Genomic DNA, 14,111 nt, shown 5'->3' with positions numbered 1-14,111 from the left:
CATGCCGCCGCGAACGGCGGCATGTCAAAGCGTTAAAGCCGGGTGGCGTACTCAGCAACCGTGGCCTTCGCGCCTTTTTGCAGCAACGTTTGATAGGCCTGCATGACGGCAGCCACGAATACCGTGTCCTTCGGCAGCTCGTTACCGAAAATAGCCTCAATGCCCAACAGCGCGCTAACGCGGCTTTCACCTTCAGCGCTACCGTTTACCGCCGCCTGAATCACCGCCAGCTGTGGATCGCTCACCTCAATCGCGTTACCCTGCTCATCCACACCGCCGACATAACGCATCCAGCCCGCCACGCCCAGGGCCAGCAGCGGGAAAGGTTTCTGGTGGACAAGGTGCCAGCGCACGGAATCGAGCATGCGCTGCGGCAATTTCTGGCTACCGTCCATGGCGATTTGCCAGGTGCGGTGACGCAGGGCCGGATTGCTGTAACGCGCAATCAGCTGGTCGGCATAACGACCCAAATCCACGCCCCGCACTTTCAACGTCGGCGCCTGCTCTATCAGCATCAGCGCATGCGCGGCTGCGCGATAATGTTCATCTTCCATGCAGTCGTTAATGTGCTGATAACCGGCCAGATAGCCGAGATAGGCCAGGAACGAGTGGCTGCCGTTAAGCATTCGCAGCTTCATCTCTTCAAACGGAATGACATCAGAAACCAGCTCCGCACCGGCCTTTTCCCACTGGGGGCGTCCGGCAACAAAATTATCTTCCACCACCCACTGGCGGAACGGCTCGCAGGCGACACCTGCCGGATCGCGTACGCCAGTCAGCTGTTCGATTTTATCCAGCGTATCAGCCGTGACGGCGGGCACAATGCGGTCCACCATCGTTGACGGGAAGGTGACGTTCGCTTCGATCCAGTCCGCCAGTTCGCCGTCTACGGCGCGCGCGTAGGCACAGGTCACATTGCGCATCACGTGGCCGTTCTCCGGCATGTTATCGCATGACATCACGCTGAATGCCGGTAGCCCCGCCGCCTTGCGACGCGCCAGCGCCTCAACCACCACGCCCGGCGCAGATTTAGGCTGATGCGGGTTTTGCAGGTCTGCAACGATTAACGGATGATCGAACATCAGTTGTCCGGTTGCCGGGGAGTGGCAATATCCTTTCTCGGTGATGGTCAGGGAAACAATGGCGACCTGCGGCTCGCACAGCGCCGCCAGCACGGTTTCCAGCCCGTCGATCTGCGCATGCAGCGCGTTTTTGACGACGCCGACCACGCGCGCCGTCCACGCATCGGCAGACATCTCTGCCACGGTATAAAGGTTATCCTGTGCCTTCAGATCGGCGATCTGCTGTTCGCCGCCAATCAGGTTAACTTCGCAGTAACCCCAGTCGCTGCCCTGTTCTGCGGCGAGTATATCGGTGTACACCGCCTGGTGCGCACGGTGAAACGCGCCAAACCCTAAATGAACAATGCGTGCCTTGAGGCTGTCGCGATCGTATTGAGGATGCGTTGCCTTCGCCTGTAATAACCGGTTTTCCATGATTGAGACTCGTTAATTAATGAAAGCTGTGATCCACTGCCGCTTCCTTTTAAGAGCGGCAGCGCCTGCTGACTACACCAACTAGAATGGCAGTCGGAGTCAAAAAACGCTGCCATTAACCATACTGATACATCGTTTTCAGATCTTGATTTACATTAACTTTTCGCCATGTGGTGTGACATCAGTAAAAAGTTGTGTGACAGGTAACGCAAGATGTAAACCACTAGCGGCGTGAAGAGAGCGCGCCGTACGCTACCGAGTCCTTATGAGGAGCCTCCGCAGCATCTTCGGCTTCACTCAAATCGCGGTCGCGCACTTCCGGCATCAGCAACGCGGAGACCAGCCCAATCAGCGAATACGCTACCAGCATCGCCACAATCGGCCACCAGGACCCGGTCATGTTGCAGAAGATCCCCGCCAGCACCGGACCAAAGCCTACGGCTACCAGCCCGCCCGCCTCTTTCGAAATGGCCATGCGGGTAAAGCGGTTCCGCGAACCAAACATCTCTGCCATGGTGATGTTTTCCAGCGCGAACAGCCCAAGCACCGCAAAGTTATGAATAACGATGATAGAGAGCATAATCACGCCCGGCGCGTAACTCTTATCGACGATAATCGACAGCATCGGGTAAGCCAGAATAATGGCTGAAATGTTAAGGAGGATATACGGCAGACGGCGCCCCACTTTATCGGACAGCCAGCCCAGCAGCGGGATGGAGAGGAAGCCGAGAATCGAACTGATCATCAGCGCATCGGTTGGGATCGCCTTATCAAACAACAGCGTCTGCACCAGATATCCGGCAAGGAAAGTCTGAATCAAACCTGAGTTGCCGGCCTGACCAAAGCGCAGCCCCGTCGCCAGCCAGAACGATTTGCTCTTAAACATCGCGCCGACCGAGGTATCCTGCGCAGCAACCGGCGCAATGGTTTCAGCGTCGTTAACCTTCTCAAACACCGGGCTCTCTTTAAGGTTCATACGCAGCCAGATGGCGAAGATCATCACCACCACGCTGGCGAGGAACGGCACGCGCCAGCCCCAGGCAATAAGTTCTTCACGATCGAGGGCAAAGAACATCACGGCCCAGATCGCCGTGGCGCTCAGCGTCCCGCAGTTGGTTCCCATGGCCACCAGCGAGGAGATGATGCCGCGTTTACCCTTCGGCGCGTACTCCGCCAGCATGGTACCTGCGCCGGAGATTTCTGCCCCCGCGCCCAGCCCCTGAATAATACGCAGCGTCACCAGCAGCACCGGTGCGAAAATCCCGATCTGCGCGTAGGTCGGCAACACGCCGATTAAGGTGGTGCAGATTCCCATCATGGTGATGGTGATAAACAGCACCTTTTTGCGGCCAATTCTGTCGCCCATTCTGCCGAAGATAAATGCCCCGACGATACGCGCGATGTAGCCTGCCCCATAGGTCCCCATCGCCAGGATCAGCGCCATGGCCGCGGACTGTTCAGGGAAGAAAATTTCATGGAATACCAGCGCGGCGCCAAGGGAGTAGAGCTGAAAATCCATAAACTCCAGGGCGGTGCCCAGCCAGCCGGATACGGCGGCTTTCACCAGGTCTGACGTACTTCTTTGAGGTTGTGCTTGAGTCATAATGGCTATCTCTGCAAGGTAAGATGCGTACCACTGAGAGCCTGTCTTCGCAGGCTCTTAACCGCGTGAATTATTATTGGTCGAACGTGAGCAAGACTTTACAGCACTGCCGCTGGTCTTTTTCAAACAGTTCGATGGCGTCTGTAACGTGGTGATAGTCAAATGTATGGGTGACCAGTTTTTCAGGGTCGATCAGCCCTTTTTCCAGCCAGTCAATGACCACCGGAAATTTGTTGGCATTCAGGCGCGAAGAGAAGATCGACAGCTCTTTGCCGGTGATCCCCTGTTGCACGATCTGGCTCGGGTCGCTGGAGAAGCCCATCAGCACGATGCGCGCCGCCGGAGACGCCAGCGTAATCGCTTCCTGCAAAATGGATGGATGACAGGCAGCATCGATGATTAACGTCGGCTTGATGCCTTTTTCATCCAGCGCGGCCTGTAATGAGTGCTCGCTGTTGTTGAAGACCCAGTCTGCGCCGCTGCGTTGCGCCATCCCCAGCCGCTCATCAATCCGATCCACCACGATGACCTGCTTCACCTTGTAAACGCCCTTTAGCGCCTGCACGGTGACCAGCCCCATCGGGCCTGCGCCGTAGATCAGCGCCACGTCCTGTTCGGTGGGTTTCGCCTGCCCCGTCACGTTGGCGGCAATGGTGAAGGGCTCAACCATCACCGCGTGTTTGTCAGGGATCGCATCCGGAATGTGCCAGGCATTTTTCGCCGGCACGACGGCGTATTCGCTGAAGCCGCCGTCACGGTGGACGCCCAGCACCACCAGCGAGGTGCAAACGTTCGGTTTTCCGACGGAACACGGGTAGCAGTGTCCGCAGTTGATCACCGGATCAACAGACACGCGCTGGCCCAGTCGGGTGCTCTCCACGCCTTCGCCAACCGCGTCTATTTCGCCAAAGAACTCGTGACCGATTACCCGCGGGTATTTCGCAAACGGGTTATGCCCGCGATAGATATGGCTGTCTGAACCGCAGATACCGGCGAGTTTAATTCTGACGCGGACGTCGCCTGCGTCCGGCAACGGGAGAGGACGCTCCTCAATCACCAGCGCATTCGGCTGTTGGATCACTACGCTTTTCATCATTCGCTCCTCGTTTACCAGTTCCAGAGGGTGCCGTCTTCCAGACGGGCCACCGGCAGACAGGCCGGTTCGTACGGGTATTTCGCTGCCAGCTTCTCATCAAACTCAATGCCCAGCCCTGGCTTGTCGCCCGGGTGCATATAGCCGTTATCGAAGCGCCAGCTGTGCGGGAACACTTCCAGCATCTGCTCTGAATACCCCATATACTCCTGCACGCCAAAGTTCGGTACCCACAGGTCAAAATGCAGCGCCGCGGCGTGGCAAATCGGCGACAGATCCGACGGGCCGTGTGAGCCGGTGCGCACCTGGTAGAGTGAGGCAAAGTCAGCAATGCGACGCATCCCGGTGATGCCGCCCGCATGGGTTATGGTGGCGCGGATATAGTCAATGAGCTGCTCTTCAATCAGCTGCTTGCAGTCCCAGATGCTGTTGAACACTTCCCCCACCGCAATGGGCGTGACGGTGTGCTGGCGGATCAGGCGGAAACACTCCTGGTTTTCAGCGGGAGTCGGATCTTCCATCCAGAACAGGCGGTACTCTTCAATGCTTTTGCCGAATCGCGCCGCTTCGATGGGCGTCAGACGGTGGTGCATGTCGTGAAGGAGATGTTCGTTGAAGCCGAACTGACTGCGCACTGCGTCGAACAGTTTCGGCGTAAAGTCGAGGTATTTCTCGGTGGACCAAAGCTGCTCGTCCGGCCAGTCGCCCTTGGTTGCAGGCTCATACGCCAGCCCTTTTCCTTTAGACATACCATAGGTGGTTTTCATCCCCGGCACGCCGCACTGCACGCGAATAGCCTTGAAGCCCATCTCTTTATGACGGGCATAATCTTCCAGTACGTCGTCAATGGTGTGCCCGGTGGTATGACAATAAACCATCACCCCTTCCCGGGAGGCTCCGCCCAGAAGTTGATAGAGCGGCATGTTCGCGGCTTTCGCTTTGATGTCCCACAGCGCCATATCCACGGCAGAAATCGCTGACATGGTGACCGGGCCACGACGCCAGTACGCGCCTTTATAGAAGAACTGCCAGATATCTTCGATGCGGTGCGCATCGCGGCCAATCAGCTGAGGGCACAGGTGATCTTTCAGGTAGGAGGCAACGGAAAGTTCACGTCCGTTAAGCGTGGCATCACCCAGGCCGACAATGCCCTCATCGGTGGTGATTTTAAGGGTGACAAAGTTACGCCCCGGGCAGGTGACAAATACTTCAGCCCCGACAATCTTCATAATCCATTTCCTTACATCGCTCGTTGTGATGCAGGAAATTTACGCAACTACACTACTACCATACAAGTATAACGATCGAAAAATCAGCGGGCGATCACACTATGAGGACGACTATGCGCGTCCCCAGCCGGCCACGATGATCAACATGCCGCACAGGGCAACCAGCGCGCCTGCCCAGTCATACAGGCTTAGCCTGATGCCATCGACAAAGCGCAGCCACACCAGCGCAGTACAGACGTACACCCCTCCGTAGGCCGCATAAACCCGCCCGCTAGCGGCCGGATGCAGGGTGAGCAGCCAGACGAAAAGGACCAGGGACACACCCGCCGGGATCAGCAGCAGCGCGGAAGCGCCCCGCTTTAGCCAGAGCCACGGCAAAAAGCATCCGATGATTTCACACAGCGCGGTCGCGAAAAAAAGCAGCGTCGTTTTGAACATTTTTCTCGTTTCGTGAGGATTGATTTAGACATCATACGCGATAATGCTCTCATCGTTCCCATACCTGCCGCGCGGGTATGACACCCTTTCGGATTGGTGTAGAATCCAACGGGGTAATCCGATTGTCTGCACCCGTTTAAAGGAAACGCTATGACTACATTAAGCAAACGCCTTTGTCTGACAGCCGCACTGGCGCTGTCCTCGTTCGCCTTTGCCGCAACGGCATCAGCCGAAACCAGCAAACTCATCATTGAGTCTGGTGACAGCGCGCAAAGCCGCCAGAATGCTGCCATGGACAAAGAACAATGGAATGACACCCGCAGCCTGCGTCAGAAAGTGAATAAGCGCGTGGAAAAAGAGTGGGATAAAGAAGACGTCGCGTTTGATGCCCGCGACAAATGCCAGCAAAGTGCCAACGTCAACGCTTACTGGGAGCCTAACACCCTGCGCTGTCTGGATCGTCGCACTGGCCGCACGGTAGCACCGTAATGTCGATGCCGTGTGACGTAAAGCTCCGTCCGCTGGAGCGCGAAGATTTACGCTTTGTCCACCAGCTCGACAACAATGCCAGCGTAATGCGCTACTGGTTTGAAGAGCCTTACGAGGCCTTCGTCGAGCTGTCCGATCTCTACGATAAGCATATCCACGATCAGAGTGAACGCCGGTTTGTGGTGGAGTGCGAAGGTGAGAAAGCCGGGCTGGTTGAACTGGTTGAGATCAACCATGTTCACCGTCGGGCGGAATTTCAGATCATTATTTCACCGGAGCACCAGGGGAAAGGTCTTGCGTCGCGGGCGGCAAAGCTGGCGATGGATTATGGGTTTAACGTCCTGAATCTCTACAAGCTTTACCTCATCGTCGATAAAGAGAACGAAAAAGCGATTCATATCTACCGTAAGCTCGGCTTTATGGTGGAAGGTGAACTGATCCATGAGTTCTTTATTAATGGCGAATACCGTAACACCATCCGCATGTGCATTTTCCAGCATCAGCATCTGGCCGGGCATAAATCCTCCTCCGCCAACCTGCTTAAACCCACCGCGCAGTAACCTGCGCGGTATTATTCTTAATAATATTCAATGCTGTTTTTGATGGTGTAGTTGCGCTCAATGGCAGGTCTAACGCTGTCATCGACGATAACCAGCTCGCAGCTCACCGGGTTGTTGTGGCGATCGTAATCGCAACTCTGCTTTACATTGCCCATCGGTTTATCGTTCAACAGGCTTACCGCCGTATAATCCATGCGCTTACGCAGATCTTTCGACGGCATCGATTTGACCGATAAACGCTGGTCGCCGGAGACCGTGGTTTTACCGAGCGGGTAGCCGTCGGTATCATACTGGTACTTCACTTCCATCTCTTTGCTGTGCGCGGCAACCACAAACCCGTTATCGTCGGTGTCCCACGTCAGGCCGGCAGACGGCAGTTCCGCCAGCTGACATTTTCCCTGCAACTTCACCTTCTGCTGCTGGGTTTCCGCATCGACGTAGTAGTTAGCATCCAGCACCAGCGCAACGCCCGTGTTAGCCTCCAGATCGTGCAGTTCAAGGGTATCGAAACACCCCTCCGACGACATCGTTCCGGTCACGCGTTTAGAGACTTCACCCTTATCGTTCAACAGCGTCTGGGTAAAATCTTTCACCGGCCCGCGCAGAGGGTCAAAGTCAAACTCGTTCGAAAAGCTCGCCATCTCCGGCGTAAATGACAGCGGCGCGGTGTTGTTGTCACATCCCACCAGTACCGTTGCCAGTAGCGTTATCGCTGCGTATTTATTCACGTCATTTACCAAAAGAATGAAAGGATTGTGGCACTCATAGTAGCAAATAGTATGGTAGCGATGTTGAATTGGTTCGAATACTGGTAAAATGTATGAATTTGGCCCAGCTATTAAGTCTTTAAGGAACGCTAAAAGGATGAGAACTTTTATAGTCAATCTCAAACACTCGCTCGAACGTCGTGCGAAAATGGAATGTCAATTGTCCGAATTGAACATTGCATACGAGTTTATTGAAGCAGTAGATGGTCGAAAAATGACTGAAACTGAACTAAGAAATGTCACACGGGAGACAAATTATGCTTTTCTCCCGGGAGAAGTGGGTTGTGCATTAAGCCATCAAAAAATATACAAAAGAATAATAGATGAAAATATCGACGCCGCTCTTATCCTTGAGGATGATGTTGTACTAAACAGCGATCTGCGTGAGATACTTAATAGCGTTACGCTCAGCAAAACAAAACCTGAGATTCTTCTTCTGAGTCGGGTCAATAAATATTACAAAAAACCGTTCAAACACATTTTCGGCTCATATAATATACATAAGACTCAGCATGCCACGACTACTCATGCATACATTATCAATCAAAAAGCTGCTAGAAGCCTTCTGGATAACCTTTATCCTGTATGGATGGTTGCCGATAAATGGAGTTTATTCGAAGACCTATCACTGGCTAAAATTCACTCTATAGTACCTTATCCAGTACGCCTTTCCGAAGAAGCCAATGTTTCAACAATTAATGAATCAAAAGGTGATGCCATGCTGGATGCCAAAAAGAAAAAAATTTGGAATTTACTTATGCGGGAAAGGCCGTTAGCTGCAAAGCTTCGCCACCGTTATCGAAGAGCCATAACTCCTTTATTGAATCAAATAATCGATCAGGGCAAAGGATAATCTAACATTCTTCAACATGATTACGGCTCCAGGACAATTCAGAAAGAGAGACACAAAAACAAAAGCTTACCCTAACCCTGCTATGCTTACAGTCTACACAGTGAAAAGGAGCTACAGATGAAACGGTTACCCTGGATTACCGCCCTGCTGTTAATGAGTGCTTCACCCGCTCTTCTTGCGGCCCCGGACTCCTGCGAGCGCGTGAAAAGCGACATTCAGCAGAAGATTATCAACAACGGCGTACCGGAGTCTGGCTTTACCCTGAACATCGTCCCGAACGATCAGGCCGATCAGCCGGATGCGCAGGTCGTTGGGCATTGTGCCAACGATACTTTCAAAATTTTGTACACCCGCACCAGTAGCGGCAACTACCCGGTGAGCGGCGCAGGTACGCAAGAGAATGCACCCGCTGAGCCGCAATGATTTTCCCACTCAATTCCCCTGAGTTGACGAGGATTAATATTTAATACCTCTAAATAAGTAACACTCCCCCCATCATTAGCCCGGTTGTAGTCACGGGTGAAAATAATTATTAACAATGATGGGGTGAGTTATGTCCGAAGTTGAACATCACGACGGGATAAGCCGTCGAACTCTGGTTAAATCTACTGCCATAGGATCTCTGGCGCTTGCCGCCGGTGGGATCGCATTGCCTTTTGGTCTGAAAAGCGCCGCCGCCGCAGTGCAGACCGCTATTCAGCCAGCGGAAGATAAAGTCGTCTGGGGCGCCTGCTCGGTAAACTGCGGTAGCCGCTGCGCGCTACGTCTGCACGTTCGCGATGACGAAGTCTATTGGGTTGAAACGGATAATACCGGCGAGGATGTTTACGGCAACCATCAGGTTCGCGCCTGCCTGCGAGGCCGTTCAATTCGCCGTCGCATTAATCATCCAGACCGTCTGAACTATCCGATGAAACGCGTGGGCAAACGCGGAGAAGGCAAGTTTGAACGTATCACCTGGGAAGAAGCGCTGGACACCATCGCCGCGAGCCTGAAAAGCGTGGTCGAAAAATACGGCAACGAAGCGGTCTACATTAACTACTCCTCCGGAATTGTCGGCGGCAATATCACCCGCTCCTCCCCTTACGCCTCGCTGGTGGCACGCCTGATGAACTGCTACGGCGGCTTCCTCAGCCACTACGGCACCTACAGCACCGCGCAGATCGCCTGCGCAATGCCCTACACCTACGGCAGCAACGACGGCAACAGTACATCGGATATCGAAAACACCAAACTGGTGGTGATGTTCGGCAATAATCCGGCAGAAACGCGCATGAGCGGCGGCGGGATCACTTACTACCTTGAACAGGCACGTGAACGGTCTAACGCACGAATGATCGTTATCGATCCGCGCTACACCGACACCGCCGCAGGCCGCGAAGACGAGTGGATCCCGATTCGTCCGGGCACCGATGCCGCACTGGTGGCAGGTATTGCGTGGGTGCTGATTAATGAAAACCTCGTCGATCAGCCCTTCCTCGATAAATACTGCGTAGGTTATGACGAAAAAACCCTGCCGGAAGGCGCACCTGTTAACGGTCATTACAAAGCCTATATTCTCGGCCAGGGTGATGACAGAACCGCGAAAACCCCGGAATGGGCGTCGCGCATTACAGGCATTCCTGCCGATCGCATCATTAAGCTGGCCCGTGAAATCGGTTCGGCAAAACCGGCCTACATTTGCCAGGGCTGGGGCCCGCAGCGTCAGGCCAACGGCGAGCAGACATCCCGCGCCATCGCCATGCTGCCGATCCTGACCGGCAACGTCGGCATTAACGGCGGCAACAGCGGCGCGCGCGAATCGACCTACACCATCACCATCGAACGTATGCCGCTGCCGGAAAATCCTGTGAAAACGCAAATCTCCTGCTTCAGCTGGACGGATGCCATCGTGCGTGGACCGGAGATGACCGCCCTGCGCGACGGCGTACGCGGTAAGGATAAGCTGGATGTGCCGATCAAGTTCATCTGGAACTATGCGGGTAATACCATCATCAACCAGCACTCTGATATCAACAAAACTCACGACATTTTGCAGGATGAGAGTAAGTGCGAAACGATCGTCGTTATCGACAACTTCATGACCTCGTCCGCGAAGTATGCCGATATTGTCCTGCCGGACCTGATGACCGTTGAGCAGGAAGATATCATCCCCAACGATTACGCCGGCAACATGGGATACCTGATTTTCCTCCAGCCGGTTACCGCCCCGAAGTTCGAGCGCAAACCCATCTACTGGATCATGAGCGAAGTAGCGAAACGTCTCGGACCGGATGTCTATCAGAAATTCACCGAAGGCCGTACGCAGGAGCAGTGGCTGCGCTACCTTTACGCCAAAATGGTTGCCAAAGATCCGCTGCTGCCGTCCTACGACGCGCTGAAAAAAATGGGTATTTATAAGCGCAAAGATCCAAATGGACATTTTGTGGCCTATAAAAAATTCCGTGACGATCCGGATGCCAATCCGCTGAAAACCCCGTCGGGGAAAATCGAGATCTACTCCAGCAAGCTGGCGGATATTGCGGCAACCTGGGAACTGCAAAAAGACGAAACCATCACCCCGCTACCGGTCTATACCTCAACCTTTGAAGGCTGGGACGCGCCCGAGCGCAGCAAATTCCCGCTGCAACTGTTCGGTTTCCACTTTAAAGCCCGTACCCACTCCAGCTACGGCAACGTGGATGTGCTCCAGGCCGCCTGTCGCCAGGAGGTGTGGCTTAACCCTGTAGACGCCGAGAAGCGCGGCATTAAAAACGGTGACACGGTGCGCGTGTTTAACGATCGCGGCGAAGTGCGCATTGCCGCCAAAGTCACCCCGCGCATTATGCCTGGTGTGAGCGCGATGGGCCAGGGCGCCTGGCATGACGCCAACATGAACGGCGATCGTGTCGATCACGGCTCCTGCATCAATACCCTGACCACACACCGCCCGTCACCGCTGGCGAAAGGCAATCCGCAGCACACGAACCTGGTGCAGATCGAGAAGGCATAAGGATTAACCGATGACAACCCAGTATGGATTTTTTATTGATTCCAGCCGCTGCACCGGGTGTAAAACCTGCGAGCTGGCCTGCAAGGATTACAAAGATCTGACCCCGGACGTCAGCTTCCGTCGTATTTATGAATACGCGGGCGGCGACTGGCAGGAGGATAACGGCGTCTGGCATCAGAACGTCTTCGCCTATTACCTGTCGATTGCCTGCAACCACTGCGAAGATCCGGCCTGCACTAAGGTCTGCCCGAGCGGGGCAATGCACAAGCGAGACGACGGTTTTGTGGTGGTGAACGAGGATGTCTGCATCGGCTGTCGCTACTGCCACATGGCCTGCCCGTACGGTGCGCCGCAGTATAACGCGGCTAAAGGCCACATGACCAAGTGCGACGGCTGCCACAGCCGCGTGGCGGACGGAAAAAAGCCCATCTGCGTCGAGTCCTGCCCGCTGCGCGCGCTGGACTTTGGCCCGATTGAAGAGCTGCGCAAAAAACACGGCCAGCTTGCTGCGGTCGCGCCGCTGCCGTCTGCGCACTTCACGAAGCCGAGTATTGTGATTAAACCTAACGCCAACAGCCGTCCGACGGGTGATACCACCGGCTACCTGGCAAACCCGAAGGAGGTGTGAGATGGGAAGTGGATGGCATGAATGGCCGCTGGTGATCTTCACCGTTTTCGGGCAGTGCGTGGCTGGCGCATTAATCGTGATGGGCTTCGCCTGGCTGAATGAACGTGATGACAAGGCCAGAATACGCATCGTGCGCAGCCTGTTTTTTCTCTGGCTGGTAATGGGTATTGGGTTTATGGCCTCGGTACTGCATCTTGGCTCCCCGCTGCGCGCCTTCAACTCGCTTAACCGCGTGGGAGCGTCAGCGCTGAGTAATGAGATCGCGGCGGGTTCGATCTTCTTTGCCGTGGGCGGTTTCTGGTGGCTGGTGTCGGTTATCGGTAAAATGCCCCCAGCTTTAGGCAAAATCTGGATGGTTGTCAGCCAGCTCCTGGGTGTCGTTTTTGTCTGGGCTATGACCCGGGTCTATCAGATCGATACCGTTCCGACCTGGTATACGGGCTACACCACGTTGGCCTTCTTCCTGACGATGGCTCTTACTGGCCCGATGCTGGCCGCGCTGCTTCTGCGGGTCGCAAACGTGACATACAAAAGTACCCTTGCCGCGTCTGTCAGCGTACTGGCACTCATCGCCTGCGTGGCGGTCGTCGTGTTGCAAAGCAATACGCTGGGGACGATCCAGAGTTCTATCCAGCAGGCTAACGCCCTGCTGCCGGATTATGGTTCGCTTCAGGTATGGCGCATCGCGCTGCTGGCGGCGGGTTTAGGCTGCTGGATCTGTCCACTTATTCGTCGTCAGGAACCGAAAACGCTCGGCCTGTTTGCAGGTTTCGTGCTGGTGGCGGTGGGTGAAATGATTGGCCGTGGGCTATTTTATGGTTTGCATATGACCGCAGGGTTAGCAATTGCAGGTTAACACAGGTGCGCGGGCTGCCCCCGCGCACAAGTAAGGAAAGTTGTAATGAATGACGTCTCACACCGCGAATCGTTCGCGTTCAGCGCCCGGGTACTGGGCGCGCTGTTTTATTTTGCCCCGGACAGCGAGCAGACCGCACCGCTGGTGAGTGCCCTGACCGCAGGTGACTGGGTGCAGGACTGGCCGCTGGCGCAGGAAAGCCTGCAGCCCGTGGCCAGTATGTTTAAGAACCCGTCGGACGAAGCGTTGAAAGACGCCTGGCAGCGTCTGTTTATTGGCCCGTATGCTCTGCCCGCCCCCCCGTGGGGCTCCGTCTGGCTCGATCGCGAGTCCGTGCTGTTTGGCGATTCGACCCTTGCATTGCGCCAGTGGATGTGTGAAAACCATATCGCCTTTGAGATGCAGCAGAATGAGCCGGAAGATCACTTCGGAACGTTGCTGATGCTGGCGGCATGGCTTGCCGAGAACGGTCGCGACACAGAACGCGACCAGCTTATGGCCTGGCATCTGCTGCCGTGGAGCACGCGTTTCCTTAGCGTATTCGTTGAAAACGCGGCCCATCCGTTCTATACGGCGCTGGGTAAACTTGCCCAGCTGACGCTGGCAGAATGGCAGTCCACTTTGCTGATCCCGATTGCAGAAAAAACGCTGTACCGATAACAGCTCCTGGCTTGTACATCCGTTGTGTAAGCCAGGTTCGGACATTTTTGCTGCAACGCAGATCCGGAACTGCTATACTGTATATAATTACAGTACTGGAGGTGCAAAATGGCTGTTGAAACAAAATTCGTGGTCGTAAGAAAAGGTGAAGAGAAAATGACTTTTGCCAGTAAGAAAGAGGCTGACGCTCACGACAAACTGCTCGACATGGCAGAAGCGTTCACCGACTGGCTGCTGCAAAGCGGAATGCAGATGGATGAAACGCAGGCGGAAAACCTTGGTCTGTATCTTGCCGAGCAGAAAGAGTCCGTGCAGCATATCCTGCGTACCAGCAAGCTTCCCGAGCTCAATGCTGCAACGGATAAAACAGCGCCAGAGGAGGCGGATAGCAGCAAAAAAATCCGGGCCGTCAAAGCCGCCTGATCGTCAGAACGACTCATCACCTGT

At 54.9% G+C, this 14,111-nt stretch carries 15 protein-coding genes; 9 read left to right on the top strand and 6 right to left on the bottom strand.

From position 1 onward, the window contains the following. Window positions 1–32: 32 nt before the first annotated feature. The 5 genes from BFV65_RS09500 to BFV65_RS09480 form a co-directional block, all read right to left on the bottom strand. Window positions 33–1,496, bottom strand: coding sequence for a mannitol dehydrogenase family protein (locus tag BFV65_RS09500; RefSeq protein ID WP_069596515.1), 1,464 nt, complete (start codon window positions 1,494–1,496; stop codon window positions 33–35). 223 nt (window positions 1,497–1,719) lie between these two features. Further along, complete coding sequence (locus tag BFV65_RS09495) at window positions 1,720–3,099, bottom strand: MFS transporter (protein WP_069596514.1); 1,380 nt, start codon at window positions 3,097–3,099, stop codon at window positions 1,720–1,722. Between the two features lie 73 nt (window positions 3,100–3,172). After that, complete coding sequence (locus BFV65_RS09490; protein WP_048965753.1) at window positions 3,173–4,192, bottom strand: Zn-dependent oxidoreductase; 1,020 nt, start codon at window positions 4,190–4,192, stop codon at window positions 3,173–3,175. A gap of 14 nt (window positions 4,193–4,206) precedes the next feature. Continuing rightward, window positions 4,207–5,421, bottom strand: coding sequence for a D-mannonate dehydratase ManD (gene manD, locus BFV65_RS09485; RefSeq protein WP_023300009.1), 1,215 nt, complete (start codon window positions 5,419–5,421; stop codon window positions 4,207–4,209). 111 nt (window positions 5,422–5,532) lie between these two features. Next, the gene (locus BFV65_RS09480) at window positions 5,533–5,859 is read right to left on the bottom strand and encodes a YnfA family protein (protein WP_069596513.1); all 327 of its coding nucleotides are present in this window, start codon (window positions 5,857–5,859) and stop codon (window positions 5,533–5,535) included. A 150-nt stretch (window positions 5,860–6,009) separates the two neighbouring features. Here BFV65_RS09480 and BFV65_RS09475 point away from each other — a divergent pair, with 150 nt between their 5' ends. Then, complete coding sequence (locus BFV65_RS09475; RefSeq protein ID WP_023300007.1) at window positions 6,010–6,348, top strand: DUF1283 family protein; 339 nt, start codon at window positions 6,010–6,012, stop codon at window positions 6,346–6,348. Next, window positions 6,348–6,908, top strand: coding sequence for a spermidine N1-acetyltransferase (gene speG / locus BFV65_RS09470; protein ID WP_023300006.1), 561 nt, complete (start codon window positions 6,348–6,350; stop codon window positions 6,906–6,908). The genes BFV65_RS09475 and speG overlap by 1 nt, the downstream gene beginning before the upstream one ends. Window positions 6,909–6,925: 17 nt before the next feature. Here speG and BFV65_RS09465 read toward each other — a convergent pair whose 3' ends face one another. Continuing rightward, window positions 6,926–7,636, bottom strand: coding sequence for a YnfC family lipoprotein (locus BFV65_RS09465; protein ID WP_069596512.1), 711 nt, complete (start codon window positions 7,634–7,636; stop codon window positions 6,926–6,928). A gap of 88 nt (window positions 7,637–7,724) precedes the next feature. Between BFV65_RS09465 and BFV65_RS09460 the strand changes: the two genes are divergently transcribed. The 7 genes from BFV65_RS09460 to BFV65_RS09430 all read left to right on the top strand — a co-directional run bounded on the left by BFV65_RS09460 (window position 7,725) and on the right by BFV65_RS09430 (window position 14,087). Next, entirely contained in the window at window positions 7,725–8,528 is an 804-nt protein-coding gene (locus BFV65_RS09460) for a glycosyltransferase family 25 protein (RefSeq protein ID WP_080340108.1), read from the top strand. 117 nt (window positions 8,529–8,645) lie between these two features. Next, the gene (locus tag BFV65_RS09455; protein WP_003857424.1) at window positions 8,646–8,951 is read left to right on the top strand and encodes a DUF1161 domain-containing protein; all 306 of its coding nucleotides are present in this window, start codon (window positions 8,646–8,648) and stop codon (window positions 8,949–8,951) included. A 130-nt stretch (window positions 8,952–9,081) separates the two neighbouring features. Beyond that, window positions 9,082–11,520, top strand: coding sequence for a selenate/tellurate reductase subunit YnfE (gene ynfE / locus BFV65_RS09450; RefSeq protein ID WP_069596511.1), 2,439 nt, complete (start codon window positions 9,082–9,084; stop codon window positions 11,518–11,520). Window positions 11,521–11,530: 10 nt separating this feature from the next. Continuing rightward, a complete protein-coding gene (locus BFV65_RS09445) occupies window positions 11,531–12,148 on the top strand; it encodes a DMSO/selenate family reductase complex B subunit (RefSeq protein WP_022647979.1) in 618 nt (205 codons plus the stop codon). Window position 12,149: 1 nt separating this feature from the next. Next, entirely contained in the window at window positions 12,150–13,004 is an 855-nt protein-coding gene (locus BFV65_RS09440; RefSeq protein ID WP_069596510.1) for a dimethyl sulfoxide reductase anchor subunit family protein, read from the top strand. Window positions 13,005–13,049: 45 nt separating this feature from the next. After that, a complete protein-coding gene (gene dmsD, locus BFV65_RS09435) occupies window positions 13,050–13,664 on the top strand; it encodes a Tat proofreading chaperone DmsD (RefSeq protein ID WP_069596509.1) in 615 nt (204 codons plus the stop codon). Between the two features lie 108 nt (window positions 13,665–13,772). Next, on the top strand, window positions 13,773–14,087 hold the full coding sequence (locus BFV65_RS09430; RefSeq protein WP_058678032.1) for a YebG family protein: 315 nt from the start codon (window positions 13,773–13,775) through the stop codon (window positions 14,085–14,087). The last annotated feature ends 24 nt before the right edge of the window (window positions 14,088–14,111 follow it).

The sequence above is a fragment of the Enterobacter hormaechei subsp. hoffmannii genome, from assembly GCF_001729745.1.
Classification (GTDB): Bacteria; Pseudomonadota; Gammaproteobacteria; order Enterobacterales; family Enterobacteriaceae; genus Enterobacter; species Enterobacter intestinihominis.
Note: the sequence above shows the minus strand (reverse complement) of the source record. Positions and strands in the feature narration are given on the sequence as shown.